Below are 15,114 nucleotides of genomic sequence, written 5' to 3' on the forward strand. Positions count from 1 at the left end.
CCCTTACCTACGATTCCACAATTCGGTTAGCCCAGCCTCGATCTGCTTTGCCGCCGCATCGCCGAACGCTTCTCGGATCTGCTTGATGTAGGCCCGTCGCTCAGGCAAAGGCCACTCTGCAATTTCGGCAACGACCTCGGCCGCTTGCTCCGGTGTCATGCTGCCTTGCGGGCGCCGCGGTGGGATTCCCAGTCGAACGCCACCCAGATCCCGCCTTCGCGGAGACGGTCGAAACTGCGCTCTCCAAGGAATTCCTTCATGCCGGTCTTGCCGAGGTTCGTCAGCAGGATCGTCGGCATCAAATCGCGATACCGGCGGTTCAGAACGTCAAACAGGATGACTTGCTCGCCTTCCGTGCCGTACTGAACGCCGATCTCGTCGATCACCAGTAGGCTTACGGCCGAAAGTTCGTTGAGAACGGCGCTTTCCGTCATCTCGGAATCACGGCGCCATGTGTCGCGAACCATGCGGATCAGATCGAGCGCGTTGACGTAGAGCGCCGTCGACGACTTCATGACGGCCATTGCCGCGGCGAGCGCCAGGTGGCTTTTGCCTGTTCCCGGCTTGCCGGAAAAGATCACCGTCGTTCCGCGCTCGGCATGATCAGCGAACTGGTCGACGAATTCGGCTGCAATCTGCAGCGCGGTTTTCTTTGCATCCGTATCCGCGACGAAGTTATCGAAGGTCCGGTCGCGAAACCTCAGCGGGATTCCTGACGTGCTCAGACGCTGCTCGAGGCGGCGCTGGCGCTGAGCCTCTTCTTCAGCGATACGCCGCTTCTCCTCGGTCTCACGCCGCTCCGCATTGCAGGCAACGCAACCGGACCAGATCGTGCGCCGCGATCCGAACGGCAACGTCACGCCCGACTCTTCGTACGATCCATGCCGGTCGCATTCGCTCGTACGGGACACCTTCGCCTCAGAAACTTCCATCATCGTTCACCCCATCTCGATAATCGATCTTGTCAAAGCCGCTGTGGCGACTCTGCTTCCCTTTGCCCTTGCCAGCAGGAATGCGGGCGTTGATTGCAGCCGCGATCCAGGCGACAGGCTCAATCGGCGTTTCGCGCATGCAGTCCTGCACCACTGCCCACGCGCCATCGTCGCCAAGTTGCTTCACAGCACCGCCCAACATTGAGCGAATGTTCGATTCTTTGACGTTTGTGCCCGCATGGCTGACCAGCCAAGGCACGCCAATCCTGAAAATCGATTCCTGCGAACTCATCCCGCTCGGCGCTTCGGCGCCCGTACCGGTAGGTACGGTAGTTTTTAAAGACTCTCTCTGTCCCTCTCCCTCTCCCTCTCTCTTGGATGGCGTTTCCCCAACTTGTCCGGAGTCTGTCCCGGAGTTGTCCCTAGGGACAGGCAGTCGCTGTCCCGAGGGACAACCTTGGGACATCCACTCGTCGAAAGTAGGACGGGGGATCTTTGTCCCGTGCCGGTCGTTGTGTTTCTTGATGCGAGCGCATTCTGTTTTCCATCGTTGATCGAGCTTGGAATTCCACGCATCAAGAGCCTTCTCAGCGACAACAGGATGGTAGAGACGACCATCGGTGCACTTCACCCATCCGTGAAGGACATCGGCTCTCAGCTTCGTCCATTTGTGCGGGTCACACATGGCGAGGTCAGCCAGCACGTCATCGTCATCTTCGAGCGACGCAGCAGGCTTGTCGTGCCAGGACGCCGTCCAAAGGTTGATCATGTAAAAGGCGAGCGCCGGCGTGCGCTTTGCCACAAGCCATGCCTTCGAGCGGCGTAAGCGTGCTACTTCGAGCGGCATGAAGGGGAAATCCTTCAAGTCGCAGTCAGCTGGCGTCAGCGGTTCCGGCAGGTCGTTCAATTACAGCCTCTCAATAAGGAGACTGCCAACCCACGTGAGCAGAGCGCACATGCAGATGAGGGAGCAAAGGAAGATCAGCGCGCGGGTCATGCTGCTCTCCGCGGAACCGGCCGCATCATGGCCGTTTGATTCTGGATGCGCTCAAGGGCAGCCGATGCCTTGGTGAGCACGTCGGCAGCCGCCTGGATCGTCTCCGTGAGTTTCACCACGTCATCCTCGGGCGCCTTGCGATCCGGCCGGGCATGCATGGTCTCGTCGCATACGTAATAGAGCGGGTCGTAGCAGTTGCAGAAGCGCATGAGTTCGAGGACTTGGCTAAACCGGAAGTTCTCGTCGCCCTTCGGGTTCAGACACGCCTTCAACTTCGCGTAGGCGCTTTCGGGCTTCATGTCGGGCCACAGGTGCCCGGCGATCTCTTTGACCGACTTGCCGCTGCTGCTAACCATCAGCTGGAGGGCTTCAAACTCGTCTTCGTAGAACAATTTGGTTTGCATCCAGAAGCGCTGTTTAGCGCCCTCGTATGTTTTGGTTGAATCGGTCTGGCTCTTTTGGCCAGGTGCCGGCTAGCGCCCTTAAACCATTGATAGATAACGGCTCATCACTTCTTCCCTTAGCGTCCCGCCAAATTAGGGTCGGTTAGGGTTTCTGCTAACGACCAAAAAAAGGGAGGATGCGACCTCCGATAAAACGAAAACCAAAAACCGTTATGGACAACAACCTTCTAAACCCGGAGCTTCGCCTCCTTGCGCTTCCGATTCGTGCCTCCCGCAGGAGGCTGCACGTCGTCGGAAGCTTTCAATCGGTCTACAATGTCGGCACCGCTTTCAGCGATGGATCGAGCCGAGTCCCTGATGTAGGCCCAATCAACGTCGGGCCGAAGGTCCTCGACGCGGACAGCTCGTTTCGACGCCTTCTCGATTTCGATAGCCATCGACTCATTGCAGCGGCGCTGCTTGTAGGCGATCTGCCAGAGGTAGGCGACCGATGTGTCGACCAGATCGGCGAGCGACTGGCGCTCGTCCTTGGTCAGTTTCTTGAGGTAGGCGTGAAAGATATCCATGGCGTATACGATAGCATTTGCTTTCGCACAAAGCAAGCAGATGCTCGTCAAAAGATAGCTTTTGCGAACACAGCAAATGCTAGTTTTCGGGTGTAATGCGCAAATGGATATCGATGCTTATCGCCGGAAGAGGCTAAAAGAGCTCGTCGACAAAGAGGCGGGAGGAAATGTTGCGGCGTTCGCACGCATGCACAATCAAGATCCAGTACGGTTGCGGCAGATCCTCAACGCGAACTATCGGAGCGGAAAGGGCTTCCGAGAAGGCGTAGCGCGCAGGCTGGAGGCTGATCTGAAGCTGGCCCCGCTGTACTTCGACCTCGGCCTTGAGGAAGAATTACTTGGTAAGCATATTTCAGCACCCACTGAATTACCGAATATAGAGCAAAAGTCCGGCTTTATCACGACTTCGCCCGGTGACCATCGGCCTAGCATCAATGTCTCGCCAGAAACAGAAGCAAACGTTAGCGAGCCATTGAGCCTCAGGGCGGGGAGGGATATCGCTGTGGTCGGGGAAGTGCAGGGAGGGCCGGACGGTTTCATAAGCATCGACGACTATCCGCCGGGCCAGGGTCACGGGTGGCTCCACATTTATTCGCCCGATCCGACCGCATATGGATTAAGGGTCCGTGGGGATAGCATGCGCCCTAGAATCAAGAGCGGTGAATATATAGTTGTCGAGCCGGGCCTCGAAGCGCTGCCAGGCGACGACGTCGTGGTGAAGTTCACAGACGGGAGCGCCGTCGTCAAGGAGCTGCTATGGGTCCGAGACGATGAAATCTGTCTTGGGTCCATCAACAATGGCGTCCCGCCAATGACCCGACCGCTGAACATTGTGCTCAGCATTCATCGAGTCGGCGCGATCGTGCCGCGCGGATCTGGGATGTACCGAAGCGTCTAGATGTTAGGTCGCCCTGCGCCGTCCATTCTCGCCCCTGTGCCGTCCCCGAGTGGAGTTAAAAGCTTCCACGGAAACCTCGCGAACTGTTTCATGTCGATTTCGAACTGCACTCGATGGCGAACCATTTAGATCTTCCTCGAAAGGAGGCCGATGAACTTCTGGCTGTCCAGAAGTCAGCCCCAGAGGCAGCATGGATCGCCTTGTCAAGCGGCCGGATCGAGTCTTGGGCACTCGTCACCGGCGTCATCACGCCGGGAGGGTTGTATAAAAAGGCTCTGACGGTGGAACTAATATGCAAACGGAGCGTCAGGCCACTCAGGGAAAGCTTCAAATTTTCTCTCTTCCGGTTAGAGTTCGGGGCTCCGAAGCGGGCGTACCAGCTTGATACAAGCAACGTTCCGCTTTGCGATCCGGAAGACCATGACTGGCCACACGAACATATCGGAACGGATCGGATTTGCTTTGGATCCTCAGCGTTCCCGCAAACATTCGAAGAAGCACTTGAGCATTTTTGCAATGCGGTTAACATTCAGTTTGACGAGGTGATCGAGTCGCCTCTGGAATTCAAACTTCGGTAGACAATGAACTGCGCCCAACTTTTCACGACGATCGGGTTCAAGTGCCGCCCCCTGCAGCAGCCAGGCGGCGACGTCGTGCATTGCATCTCGACGCCTTTTGAGTACTTCGACGGGGATGGGATACACGTGTTCGCGGAAGAGGCGGGGAAGACGATCCGTTTTTTCGACGGCGGCGATACGATGTTCCACATCGCCGGCTCAGGAATTAAGTTCCGCGACAATCGCTCGCTGTCCCCGTTGCGTCGTCTAGCAAGGGAAGCGGGCGCGGAACTGTCGGACGATGGTGAGATTTCCGCGGTTGCAATGGCGTCCAACGCTCAAGACGCATTTCGCAACGTCGTAACCGCTATTCTGGAGATCGCGGGATGGGAAGCCGAAAATGCCGGCATGACGACGGACGCAACAACGCTGGCAAACGAAGTCGAGTTCTACCTCAGACAATGGAAGCCAAAGTTGGATCTGCTGCGCGATCAGCCCATGACAGGCATCTCCGGCCGTTCGCACGACTTCCACTTCTTGCTGGACGGTGAGTTGATAGACGTAGTGTCGTCAAAACCGCAGTCGACGGCTGCAGAGGTCAGAAAGCTTGCCGATGTGAGAGGGATTCCGTCCAACGCGGCTGCGGATATAAGGGTCATCATTGACGATCGAGAGGATTCGAAGCGCGCCCAGCAGGAGGCACTCATTCTGAGCCGTTTCGCCGATGTCTGGATGCTATCGAGTCTTCAGGGCCAAGTAGCGCCGCCGTCTTCCATCATGAGCTGAGCCGAGACCCCGCGTGACGCCGCCCCGCCCCGAGCGGGGTTTTCTATTTCTGGCGCTGCGCAAATCCTTCGCGCCATAGCGTGGCACCAACAGACGTCAACATCGTCAAGTCGTCGCCCTCGAACTCCTCCCACCTCTCTGCGAGCCAGCCGGCAAAACCAGCGCATGCCTCATCCAACGGAACGTCCGCGCGGCCCTCAGTATTAAGGCGCTCGAAGATAGTCAGCACATCAGCTGGCGACATGGTCGTCTCCTGTTCACCGACTCAGTCTAGGTGATGCACGACGTTTGCGTTGCCACAACACAGCGATAAAAAAATTTCGCATATGAGCGATAGCTTTTGCTTGCGTTATACGCGAGCGTTTGCTATCGTTCATTTACACCGAAACACCGCGCCAAACGGCGCAACCCGCAAGGGACGCAGCACCCGCCCCGGCAGAGCTGGACCGCGGTTTGATCTTTAACCCTGATAGAAGAGATACCCGCAAGGGAGCGCTCAACGCCCTACCGCTGAAAAGATCGGGGCCTATCTCTCAAGTGCCTGGCTCCCAGATGGCGCTATAGAACACTTGAGGGATTGAGTAGGAAACCACGCGGCAGCTGGAGCCGGCTAGGCCGGGAGTAGCTAGCGCCGCGCGTGTAGCAGTTTTTCGTGAATGGCGCTGTGCGGGGCTCGTCGGGCCCTTGCGACGTGCGCTGGCAGGTGGAAACCCTTTGAGGTGAACCCGTAGCAGACCGGAAACACAGGCCGGCCCATAGCGCCATTCACGAAACGCTGCAACCAAACGATATCAACCGCGTCGCCTTGTCCGACGCCCTTCGCACTACTAAGAGGCCAACGTGGTCATTCTAGCTTTGATCGGCTGCGTAGCCGAGGCGGTAATCGGGCTCATCATCATGATCCGTTTGAGGGGGGTAAGAATGGCGTTCTATCAGGACTTCGGCGCGCGTACCTGTGCGCGCGTATCGACTTATATCCTGCGCTTCGCGGCGCATTACGACGAATACCGCAATTCGCGTCTTGTGCGAAGCGTGGATATCAGTCGTGACGTGGTTTGGTGCTGAGGAGGAAATATGGGCTTTGAGAAGAATGCTCTGGATTACTGGGTCGAGATCACGCAGGGATGGCTGACCGAACAGCAGCGAAAGCAGAACGAGGTCGACGAGACCGCGTATGAGCGCTTCCTGGCGAAGCTGTTTGAACCGATCGAGGGCCTGAAATGAACTTGAACATGACCTATTTCTACGCCGGCCTTGGCGCTTGGATCACGCTGGTATTGATGGCCGTGGCGTTCATCCAAGGCGCCGCCCGGCGGTAGAGCGGTTTTAACAACGAGGAAAACATGAGCGAATTTCTTATCAACGGCGTCGAAGAGCGGGTCAAGGACGTTATCAGCGACCAGTTAGGCATCAATCTGTCGGACCTCAAGGGCGATATGCACATCGTCAAAGACCTTGGCGCCGATTCGCTCGACTTCCTTGAATTGATCATGAATGCGGAAGACGAGTTCGGCATCGAGCTGGACGATAACGAGGCCGCCGAGAAGGTCCAGACGGTGCAAGACCTGATCAACCTCGTTGCGCTGAAGGTTTAAATCCCCCCTGCCAGCACGGCTCACCGAAGTGCCTTCCGGGTGCGATGCCCGGACCATGATGGCAAGGTAGCGTGGAGCTAAAACGGGTGAAGGCAGTATAAGTAAGCCGTTGATCTGAGAAGCGCTTGAAAACTGGCAGACATGACAGGCTGCCGGTCCTTGCCATGATGGCGAGTCACTATTTAACGAATTGAGGACTGCTATGAGTAAGTCCAACAACAACAAAGCGATTTGGAACGCATACGACCGCTGGCTAGACCGCGACCTAGACGAAGCGATGGGAGATAGTGAGCCGCCGCTGACTGAGGCCGAGCGAGCAGCGTCTTGGGACGATGACCGATATGAAAAGCTCGACGCGGACACGATGCCGCGAGTGCAACGGGGGAATGTATGACGACGGTAGATGCGGCGGAGCGGGAACAGCGCCGGAAAGACTTTGACTTCGCCTGTTCAGTGATGCCAGACGAGGCCGGTTGGGGAGATCCCGTGACGGTCGACATGGCGCTGCACATTGCTCGCGCCGCTATGGCGTCGGTGGGCGGCAATGGTGAGGCGGTGGCGGAGGTCGTCAATAAGTATGGCGACCCTGATGCATTCGCAGAGCGCGACCTTGTGATTCAAGAGGAAGTGCTTAAGAAGCTTCCCATTGGGACAAAGCTATACGCCAGACCGAAAGCCATCGGCAAGAGTGAGGCGGTGGCGAGTGAAATTCGCATGGTCAACATGGGCGACCTAGTGGAGTTTCACCACCCTCAATACGGCGGGGGGTTCTTCGCGACAGAGGATTGTTTCACTGCCCCGCAAGCCGAATGCGCACCGCGTGCGATCCCTATCGTGTGCGACGGAAAGGAGCAGAACGAGTTTGAAGCGTGGGCGCAAGAGGCGAATTACGACATGTCGCAGCACCCGCTGCACTGGCTGTTCCTGAATGAAAGGACGCACGCCGCGCGTCAAGGCTGGAAAGCAGCGCTTCGGTACGTGGAGCGCGCCATCGAACAGGCACGGAGCGGGAAATGAGTGAGCAAGACTTCAAGAATTTCCATCGGCTTCTGTGCGAGCGGTTTGGCTACGTGCACGACGAGAACGATTGGAAGCGCGATCAGTTGTCGCTAATCGAGCACATCGCCGCCCACGGTGAGCAAGCCGAGTGCGCCCGGCGTGATGCTATCCGCCAACTGGTAGCGCGTCATGCCGAAGAGTTGGAAAAGAACGACTACGCATATTTCGAACTGGCATACACGCGGCGAACCGGCTGGATGGCGTGGATTTGCTCTAACCATCGTGACGACGACCGGAATCGCAAGGTGTTGGCACGCGGGCAAGGAGATACCCCTGAAGCAGCGTGCACAGCCGCCAACGAACAGGCAGTGAAGGAGCCGAAATGACCGCATGGGAAATCGTCGATGACCGCGCCGGTGTGATCGTCAACATCAGCGCCGCCGGCCGCCGGAAGTTGGAGCAAGAGAGCCGCATCGACCGCGTCATCAGCGTGCATACGGCAGTTCTGATCGGCGCTTCATTGGGGCTCGTCGGGACGTTCGGCGCACTGGTTATCAAGCAAATTCTGGGAATCTGAAATGTCCATCCTACAAATGGTTGACCTTCGCCTGGTGACGACAACCGTTCGTCTTACTCAAGCGGAGCGCATGGAAGCGCAGATGCGTCATCTGGCTGCGATGAATGACGCCCAGTTGGCCGAGAAAAGAGAGCGCAACGCACGGCTCGGCCTCAAGCCGATGGCGATCGGAACGGCGCATATAGCACCACATATCGCACGGCACTTTGCGTACGTGAACGTGGCTTAAGCCAAGGGGTAGGGGATGGCAACGATAACGATCAAGGGCGCGATATTCGCCCTGCAACACCGGTGGGAGAGGGCGCCTAGCTACACCTTCTACAGCTTCGACGCCTCCGATGAACACACGGTCAAGGTCTGCGATCACGAATTCACGGTCGAGATTCCGGACGACTTCGACCTTCGCCCCGGCCTGGTGGCGAATCTCGAGCGGGAGAAGGAAAAGCTCCGTGCAGCGTTCACCGCTCGGGTCACGGAAATAAACGGACAGATTCAGTCGCTTTTGGCGATTGAGAACAAACCTTCGGAGGTTGTGTGAGCACAGCACTTTCCGTGCGCCAAGAATTCGGCGCGCATCAGACGACGACGGCGCTCGTCGAAACCGCTTCGACCGCAGTTGCCGCACAAGCGAAAGCGATGGTCGAAGCCCGCTACATCATGGCAATGCAACGTCCGCGGAATTGGGATCAGGTCCGTCAGGACATCATCCGCGAGTGTCGGCGCCCGTCGTTCGCGCACAACAAAAGCGCGTACTACCGCAAGCCGATCGGGCAGGGCGTCGAGGGCCTCGGAATTCGGTTCGTCGAGGTGGCGCTCCGCTGCATGACCAACGTGCTGATCGAGACATCCATGATCTTCGAGGATGACGCCAAGGAGGTGCACCGCGTCGCCGTGACGGATCTGGAATCGAACGTGACCTATCCGCTCGACGTGCGCGTGTCCAAGACCGTCGAGCGCTCCAAGCCGATGGATGACGGTTCGTACATTTCAGTCCGCAAGAACAGCTACGGAAAGATGACGTACACGGTCACGGCCAACGATGACGACTTGCTGAACAAGCGGGCCGCTCTGATCTCGAAGGCGATTCGTACGCTGGGCCTGCGCATCGTACCCGGCGATCTGCAGGACGAGGCAGAAGACATCATCAAGTCGGTCCGCATGGACGAAGCGGCACGCGATCCGGCCGCCGAGCGCAAGAAGATCGCCGACGCGTTTGGCGAGATTGGGGTGAAGGCGGAGGATCTGACGCGCTACCTCGGCCACTCGCTCGACGCATGCTCACCTACTGAGCTCGTCGATCTGCGGGGCATCTACGGAGCGATCAAGGATGGTGAAGCCACCTGGAAATCGGTCATGGAGAACAAGGCAGAGCAGACCGCTGGCGCTGAGCCGGAGAGCGGAAAGCAGATTCCTGCTTGTTCCGACGAGCAATTCCAGGCCAAGACACCGGAATGGCGAAAGCTGATCGTCGAGAAGAAAAAGACGGTGGACGATCTGGTCAAGATGATCGAGACGAAGACGCGCCTTTCCGAAGACCAGAAGATGACCATCGATGCCTGGAGCCACGAGAATGACTGACCGCACTATTCACAACCTCGTCCAAGGCACGGACGAATGGGCGAACTTCCGCCTGCATCACTTTGGCGCCAGCGAGGCCGCAGCGATGCTCGGCCTGTCGTCCAAGGTTAAGCGCACCGAGCTGCTTCATATGAAGCATACCGGTACCGCGAAGGAATTTAGCGATTGGGTCCAAAAGAACATCCTCGACTACGGGCACGAAGTCGAAGCATTGGCCCGTCCGATCATCGAAGATCTGATCGGCGAAGATCTGTATCCGGTGACCTGTTCGGATGGCGATCTGTCGGCGTCCTGTGACGGCTTGACGATGTCGGAGGAACTGGCGTTTGAGCACAAGCAACACAACGCCGCGCTCGCCGAATCGGTGCGCAACAAGATTCTCCCGGAGGAGCACCAGCCGCAGTGCCAGCAGGTCATGATGGTGACGGGCGCAAAGAAAGTGATCTTCACCGTGTCGGATGGCACGCGGGAGAACATGGAATACATGGAGGTCTTTCCGGATCCGGCATGGCACGAACGGATTCGTGCCGGGTGGGCACAGTTCAAGAAGGATCTCGCCGCCTATGTACCGGAAGCCGTCGAAGTCAAGCCGATCGGCCGCACGCCCGAAACGCTGCCCGCGCTCCGAGTCGAGGTGACCGGCAAAGTCACGGCGAGCAACTTGATCGAATTCAGGGACCACGCCCTCGCCGTGTTCGCAGGCATCAACCGGGAGTTGGTCACCGATCAACACTTCGCCGACGCGGAAAAGACGGTCAAATGGTGCGGCGAGGTTGAATCGCGCCTTGAAGCGGCGAAAGAGCATGCGCTGAGCCAGACGCAAAGCATCGATGAGTTGTTCAAGACCATCGACGCAATCAGTAGCGAGGCGCGAGCCGTTCGTCTCGAGCTCGACAAGCTGGTCAGCCGCCGGAAAGTCGAAATCAAGGAAGGCATCATCCTGAAGGCAAAGGCGATGTATGAGCAGCACATCGCCGGCCTGAAGGAAGAGACCGGCGGTCCTTGGATCGTGCTGACGGCACCGGACTTCGCGGGTGCGGCGAAGGGAAAACGCACCGTGGCTAGCATCCAGGACGCGGCGAACACGGTTCTCGCAAACGCCAAGATTGAGGCTGACGCGTCCGCAAAGCGAATCCGGACGAGTCTTGCTTGTATCAAGGATGAGTCGGTCGGCTATGAGTTCCTGTTTGCCGACAAGCTGGCTCTGGTTGGAAAGCCGATTGAAGACCTTCAGTTGGTAATCCGGACGCGGATTTCGGATCACAAGGCTGCAGAGGAAAAACGGATCGAAGCAGAGCGCGAACGGATCCGCAAGGAAGAGCAGGAGAAAGCTGAAGCCAAGATACCGGCGCCGGTGACTACATCGCCCGCGCCGATTTCGGCGAAGCAAGAGCAATTCGCCCCGTGGACCGCCCCTGCTCGGATCACTTCCGATGCCGCGCCCACACTGCGCCTCGGACAGATCAATGAGCGCCTGGCGCCCATTTCCTTGACCGCCGATGGCTTGGCAAGTCTCGGCTTTGTGCATGCCGCCACGGGCAAGGCAGCAAAGCTCTATCACGAAGAAATCTTCCCGCAGATTTGCGCTGCTCTGATTCGGCATATCGAAGCGGTTTCAGGCGAGCAAGCGATGCTCCGCCAGCAAGCCGCCTAACCCTTCAAGCGCCCCCACCAGCCAATAGGAATTGGCGAAATCGCGTGTTCTCCGACGTGCTGGATGGTGGGCGCCCCAAACAGTGGAGAGCGCGCCGGCGCTTATATCCGGCACTTATTCGGAGAACAGCATGACCTGTGATCAAAAACGATTCGAACGCGACGTCGCCAACCACAAGATGACCGTTGTCCGTGACGACGGTGTCGATCGGCACATCAAGTTCCGCGCAGCGGACGGCGACAGCAGCTACTGGTTCGAGATTTTGACGTGGCCCGGTGCGCTCTGCATTCGTGGCGACTGCGGGACGTATGTGTTTTCGCGCCTGACCGATATGTTTCAGTTCTTCCGGACTGATCGCGGCAATGACCCGAAGAAGCTGTACGTCAACGAGGGATATTGGGCTGAAAAGCTCCAGGCTGTCAGCTGCGACGGATACGGCAAGGGTGCAGCTGAGCGGTTCTCTGCATCGCAATTCAAGGCTCGGGTGAAGGACCGGGTTGATAGCTGTCTCGAGGGCTACGAGACGACAGCAGAGCAGCGCGCTGATCTCTGGCAGGAGATCAATGACGAGATCTTCGATTACGTCGAAGACGGACACGGCGGCGAAGCGTTCAGACACATGCATGATTTCGAGTCGAAGGACTTCCCGCGCCTGTTCGAAGACTGCTGGGAATGGAACTGCAACGAGTACACATTCCACTTCCTCTGGAACCTGTACGCGATCGCATGGGCCATCCGCCAGTACGACGCTGCGCGCGTTCCGACCGAACAACCCGCGTGACCAGCTCCGACATCGTGCTTGCTGTAATCGCAGCGGTGTTTGCTTTGTCTTTGGTGATTCACTGAATAACGAGAATTTCATGAACGGACGGATCTACAAAAAGCAGGCAAAGCGCGCGATTGAACTGTTGCGATCGCATGGCACCTCGGGCTGGACTGAAGCCGATCTTGACGACGATGTACGCACCTGCCCGCGCAAGGAGCATCCGAACAACGTCGACATCAAGGGCTCGCCCGTCTTCGGTTACATGAGCGGGTATTACGAGCCCGAGTGGACTGAGGAATGCCCCCGGTCAATCTGGATCGATGTCCACTACTGGGCGTTCATCGTTCCCGAGAACTTTGGCGGCGATCCGGACGAGGTCGAACCGATGACTCGCGACCAGCGCTGGCAGCGCATGAGCACGAAGGCGATCGCACCCGGATGGCGCTGGCGCGGCAAACGCGCCGTGAAGGCAACCGCCGACTAATGGCGCACAGCACCGGACACGATAGAGAGAAATCATGAGCGAACGACCGATCCTCTTCAGCGGCCCGATGGTGCGCGCGCTGCTAGACGGCAGTAAGACACAGACGAGGCGCGTGATTGCGCAACAACCCTCAGATGGCTGGGCGTTCGAAGTCCCGCCTTTCTTCGGGCGGATCTCCTCGCCCCACCCGAAGAAAGGCCGATTTGGCGTTTTCGTGCGTCGGGGCATCGGCACCGACTTCCCGGAGATAGACCTGATCCCCTGCCCCTACGGCATGCCCGGAGATAGCCTTTGGGTCCGCGAGACGTGGAACCACGCTCCCGCCGCTATCGGCGCCACGCGTGACGAGGATGGCCCATTCGCCTATGCCGCCGGCTATGCGACCGAGTCGACCATCGATGGAAAGTGGAGGCCGTCCATCCACATGCCGCGCTATGCGTCGCGCATCACGCTTGAAGTGACCAGCGTGCGCGTCGAGCGCCTGCACGACATAACAGATGCTGACGCACTTGCCGAAGGCGTGGATCGCACGAACACGAGCATCCCGGGCTACGCACGCGAGCGCTTCGTCCGCCTGTGGACGTCGATCAACGGCAACGAATCGTGGGCGTCCGACCCGTGGGTATGGGTCGTTGAATTCAAGAAGCTTTGATGGCGCACAGCGCCGGACACGATAGAGAGATGAACATGAGCGAATTGACGATTGGCGAAATGTGCGACCGACAGTACGACTGGGTTGAGCGCATGGGCTGGCATAACAAGACCGTGCTCGAAGCACTCGCGTTGATCGCGTCCGAGGTCGGCGAGGCCGTCAACGAGTGCCGAGGCGATAAGCCGACCGACGCGTTCGGCGAGGAACTCGCAGACATCATCCTGCGCGTGGCCGATCTCGCCAAGTGGCAAGAGATCGATCTTGAATCGGAGATCGTTCGCAAGATGGCGATCAACGAGCATCGCGGCACTCGCGGGCGTCGGATCTAGACGCATGACCCCCGCCAAGACCGCCGCTCTCACGCACCTACCCCATGCCTAAACATAACGGAGAGTTCTACCCGCACTCGCACTGCACGGTCGCAAGCGGAGATTGTTTCACCAGCAGCCGTTGCCTCGGGTCTTGCACGGCTAAACAAAAACGCAGTCTAGAGCAGCGAATCGAAGACCTTGAAAGCCGCGTGCGTCAGCTTGAAAAGGCGATCCTGCTCTCATGCGCCTACGAAAGGAATGAAAAATGAAAAAGTCTGTGTTGTTGGTTGCTCTGCTGGCATCCCTGTCTGGTTGCAATGATGCGGATGTGGCGTCACGGAACCTGTCGAAGGCCGCCGACAACTTCGAGATCAATCGACGAGTCGTGTTCTACAACGGCATCACCGGCGACTACATGTTGAGCATCGAAGGCCTGTGCTCGCTCGGCAACGCCGACAAAAGCCGGGAAGTGTCGATCACCTGCAAGACGGGGCCGTCCAGTTTCAAAAAGCACTTCCTGGGCCTCTCCGACAACGTGACGTACTTCGTCGAGCAACTTGAAGGGGCCAATGTCAGTGCCTACCACTACAGGGTGATCTTCAAGCCGTCGGTGATCGTTCCTGACATCACCATCAAATAACGGGACCAGACACCATGACCAATACCAATGACCGCGCAGACGTAGCAGCGGAGCGTGAGCAGTTCATTGCGGCGCTCATGAACGAGCTTTCTATCATTGAGAACACCGACATTGCGAAGCGAGTCGCAGAGCAGGCGATCACCAACAACGATATGTCGTGGCGCATGTGGCAAGCCCGCGCCGCTATATCGTCTGCCGTGCCGGATGGCGGCAAGGGTGAGGCGGTGTATCAGTATCGGCTCGCGAGCGGTGATTGGCGGGACCAATCGGAGGTCAGCTATCGCAACAACCTGACGAACTGCCCGGACAAAGTGCGCATCGTCTACACCGCCCCGCAAGCCGAGTGCGCCCCGCGTGCGAAGCCGTTCGTGATGGACTTGCACGATGTGGTCGAGATGTGGAATTCGACAACGGCCGATTCGTTCGAAGGCCAATTGATCGAATTGGCTGCAAAGGCGATCAACTTCTATAAGGACACACTGCCCGGTAGTGCCATCGAACAGGCAGTGAACAAGGGGGCGGCGTAATGCACCAACATCCAAACGACAAGACGCCAAACGATGCGGAATGCGAGGCGGCGTTAGATGCACTCGGAAATGATCGCGGGCAAGGGCTCGACCCGTTTTGGAAATGGGCTTTCCGCGAGGGATGGCAAGCCGCCCGCCGCACCACTCGCGATGCGCAAGCCGAATGCGCCCACAAGTTCGTCCCGTATTAC

At 58.1% G+C, this 15,114-nt stretch carries 26 protein-coding genes; 20 read left to right on the forward strand and 6 right to left on the reverse strand.

The annotated features are described in order from the left end of the window. Nucleotides 1-3 precede the first annotated feature (3 nt). From BG61_RS44975 to BG61_RS39305, 5 genes are all read right to left on the reverse strand, one after another. Nucleotides 4-159, reverse strand: coding sequence for a DUF7696 family protein (locus BG61_RS44975; RefSeq protein ID WP_420912377.1), 156 nt, complete (start codon nucleotides 157-159; stop codon nucleotides 4-6). Continuing rightward, nucleotides 156-935, reverse strand: a complete 780-nt coding sequence (locus BG61_RS17725; RefSeq protein WP_035939408.1) for an ATP-binding protein — start codon at nucleotides 933-935, stop codon at nucleotides 156-158. Before BG61_RS17725 ends, BG61_RS44975 begins: the two co-directional genes overlap by 4 nt. Then, nucleotides 919-1,839, reverse strand: a complete 921-nt coding sequence (locus tag BG61_RS39300) for a DUF1376 domain-containing protein (protein ID WP_051672606.1) — start codon at nucleotides 1,837-1,839, stop codon at nucleotides 919-921. The genes BG61_RS17725 and BG61_RS39300 overlap by 17 nt, the downstream gene beginning before the upstream one ends. A gap of 86 nt (nucleotides 1,840-1,925) precedes the next feature. Continuing rightward, a complete protein-coding gene (locus BG61_RS17740; RefSeq protein WP_129572324.1) occupies nucleotides 1,926-2,321 on the reverse strand; it encodes a hypothetical protein in 396 nt (131 codons plus the stop codon). 239 nt (nucleotides 2,322-2,560) lie between these two features. Continuing rightward, nucleotides 2,561-2,899 (reverse strand): transcriptional regulator, encoded by a 339-nt coding sequence (locus BG61_RS39305; protein WP_052040599.1) that lies wholly within the window; start codon nucleotides 2,897-2,899, stop codon nucleotides 2,561-2,563. A 103-nt stretch (nucleotides 2,900-3,002) separates the two neighbouring features. Between BG61_RS39305 and BG61_RS41315 the strand changes: the two genes are divergently transcribed. The 3 genes from BG61_RS41315 (at nucleotide 3,003) to BG61_RS17760 (ending at nucleotide 5,140) form a co-directional block, all read left to right on the forward strand. Beyond that, on the forward strand, nucleotides 3,003-3,797 hold the full coding sequence (locus tag BG61_RS41315) for a S24 family peptidase (RefSeq protein WP_051672608.1): 795 nt from the start codon (nucleotides 3,003-3,005) through the stop codon (nucleotides 3,795-3,797). A 113-nt stretch (nucleotides 3,798-3,910) separates the two neighbouring features. Then, nucleotides 3,911-4,375 carry a hypothetical protein gene (locus BG61_RS17755; RefSeq protein ID WP_035939405.1) on the forward strand — a complete coding sequence of 155 codons (465 nt, stop codon included), beginning with the start codon at nucleotides 3,911-3,913 and terminating at the stop codon, nucleotides 4,373-4,375. Nucleotides 4,376-4,378: 3 nt separating this feature from the next. Beyond that, complete coding sequence (locus BG61_RS17760) at nucleotides 4,379-5,140, forward strand: DUF1828 domain-containing protein (RefSeq protein ID WP_035939404.1); 762 nt, start codon at nucleotides 4,379-4,381, stop codon at nucleotides 5,138-5,140. A 43-nt stretch (nucleotides 5,141-5,183) separates the two neighbouring features. Here BG61_RS17760 and BG61_RS17765 read toward each other — a convergent pair whose 3' ends face one another. Continuing rightward, the gene (locus tag BG61_RS17765) at nucleotides 5,184-5,384 is read right to left on the reverse strand and encodes a hypothetical protein (protein WP_035939403.1); all 201 of its coding nucleotides are present in this window, start codon (nucleotides 5,382-5,384) and stop codon (nucleotides 5,184-5,186) included. Nucleotides 5,385-5,980: 596 nt separating this feature from the next. Here BG61_RS17765 and BG61_RS41985 point away from each other — a divergent pair. From BG61_RS41985 to BG61_RS43690, 17 genes are all read left to right on the forward strand, one after another. Next, on the forward strand, nucleotides 5,981-6,205 hold the full coding sequence (locus tag BG61_RS41985) for a hypothetical protein (RefSeq protein ID WP_035939401.1): 225 nt from the start codon (nucleotides 5,981-5,983) through the stop codon (nucleotides 6,203-6,205). Between the two features lie 9 nt (nucleotides 6,206-6,214). Then, a complete protein-coding gene (locus tag BG61_RS42850; protein ID WP_161783683.1) occupies nucleotides 6,215-6,364 on the forward strand; it encodes a hypothetical protein in 150 nt (49 codons plus the stop codon). A 119-nt stretch (nucleotides 6,365-6,483) separates the two neighbouring features. After that, nucleotides 6,484-6,735 (forward strand): acyl carrier protein, encoded by a 252-nt coding sequence (acpP, locus tag BG61_RS17770; RefSeq protein ID WP_035939400.1) that lies wholly within the window; start codon nucleotides 6,484-6,486, stop codon nucleotides 6,733-6,735. 390 nt (nucleotides 6,736-7,125) lie between these two features. Then, nucleotides 7,126-7,752 (forward strand): hypothetical protein, encoded by a 627-nt coding sequence (locus tag BG61_RS17780; RefSeq protein WP_035939396.1) that lies wholly within the window; start codon nucleotides 7,126-7,128, stop codon nucleotides 7,750-7,752. Next, on the forward strand, nucleotides 7,749-8,120 hold the full coding sequence (locus BG61_RS43685) for a hypothetical protein (protein ID WP_206540601.1): 372 nt from the start codon (nucleotides 7,749-7,751) through the stop codon (nucleotides 8,118-8,120). The genes BG61_RS17780 and BG61_RS43685 overlap by 4 nt, the downstream gene beginning before the upstream one ends. Beyond that, nucleotides 8,117-8,311 (forward strand): hypothetical protein, encoded by a 195-nt coding sequence (locus BG61_RS17790; RefSeq protein ID WP_035939395.1) that lies wholly within the window; start codon nucleotides 8,117-8,119, stop codon nucleotides 8,309-8,311. The genes BG61_RS43685 and BG61_RS17790 overlap by 4 nt, the downstream gene beginning before the upstream one ends. A 1-nt stretch (nucleotide 8,312) precedes the next feature. Then, the gene (locus tag BG61_RS17795) at nucleotides 8,313-8,540 is read left to right on the forward strand and encodes a hypothetical protein (protein WP_035939393.1); all 228 of its coding nucleotides are present in this window, start codon (nucleotides 8,313-8,315) and stop codon (nucleotides 8,538-8,540) included. Nucleotides 8,541-8,555: 15 nt separating this feature from the next. Beyond that, nucleotides 8,556-8,849 carry a hypothetical protein gene (locus BG61_RS17800; protein ID WP_035939391.1) on the forward strand — a complete coding sequence of 98 codons (294 nt, stop codon included), beginning with the start codon at nucleotides 8,556-8,558 and terminating at the stop codon, nucleotides 8,847-8,849. Then, complete coding sequence (locus BG61_RS17805) at nucleotides 8,846-9,889, forward strand: hypothetical protein (protein ID WP_035939390.1); 1,044 nt, start codon at nucleotides 8,846-8,848, stop codon at nucleotides 9,887-9,889. The genes BG61_RS17800 and BG61_RS17805 overlap by 4 nt, the downstream gene beginning before the upstream one ends. Further along, entirely contained in the window at nucleotides 9,882-11,543 is a 1,662-nt protein-coding gene (locus BG61_RS17810) for a YqaJ viral recombinase family protein (RefSeq protein WP_035939388.1), read from the forward strand. Before BG61_RS17805 ends, BG61_RS17810 begins: the two co-directional genes overlap by 8 nt. 130 nt (nucleotides 11,544-11,673) lie before the next feature. Then, the gene (locus BG61_RS17815; protein WP_035939386.1) at nucleotides 11,674-12,324 is read left to right on the forward strand and encodes a hypothetical protein; all 651 of its coding nucleotides are present in this window, start codon (nucleotides 11,674-11,676) and stop codon (nucleotides 12,322-12,324) included. Between the two features lie 79 nt (nucleotides 12,325-12,403). Beyond that, on the forward strand, nucleotides 12,404-12,793 hold the full coding sequence (locus BG61_RS17820; protein WP_035939385.1) for a hypothetical protein: 390 nt from the start codon (nucleotides 12,404-12,406) through the stop codon (nucleotides 12,791-12,793). Between the two features lie 34 nt (nucleotides 12,794-12,827). Continuing rightward, a complete protein-coding gene (locus BG61_RS39770; RefSeq protein WP_035939383.1) occupies nucleotides 12,828-13,445 on the forward strand; it encodes an ASCH domain-containing protein in 618 nt (205 codons plus the stop codon). A gap of 29 nt (nucleotides 13,446-13,474) precedes the next feature. Continuing rightward, nucleotides 13,475-13,774 carry a nucleoside triphosphate pyrophosphohydrolase family protein gene (locus tag BG61_RS17830; RefSeq protein ID WP_051672610.1) on the forward strand — a complete coding sequence of 100 codons (300 nt, stop codon included), beginning with the start codon at nucleotides 13,475-13,477 and terminating at the stop codon, nucleotides 13,772-13,774. A gap of 247 nt (nucleotides 13,775-14,021) precedes the next feature. Beyond that, entirely contained in the window at nucleotides 14,022-14,396 is a 375-nt protein-coding gene (locus BG61_RS17835; protein ID WP_035939382.1) for a beta-sandwich lipoprotein, read from the forward strand. 14 nt (nucleotides 14,397-14,410) lie between these two features. Further along, complete coding sequence (locus BG61_RS17840) at nucleotides 14,411-14,923, forward strand: hypothetical protein (protein ID WP_035939380.1); 513 nt, start codon at nucleotides 14,411-14,413, stop codon at nucleotides 14,921-14,923. Next, on the forward strand, nucleotides 14,923-15,114 hold a 192-nt coding region (locus tag BG61_RS43690; RefSeq protein ID WP_206540598.1), incomplete at its 3' end, for a hypothetical protein. The genes BG61_RS17840 and BG61_RS43690, both read left to right, overlap by 1 nt.

The sequence above is a fragment of the Caballeronia glathei genome, assembly GCF_000698595.1.
Taxonomy (GTDB): domain Bacteria; phylum Pseudomonadota; class Gammaproteobacteria; order Burkholderiales; family Burkholderiaceae; genus Caballeronia; species Caballeronia glathei.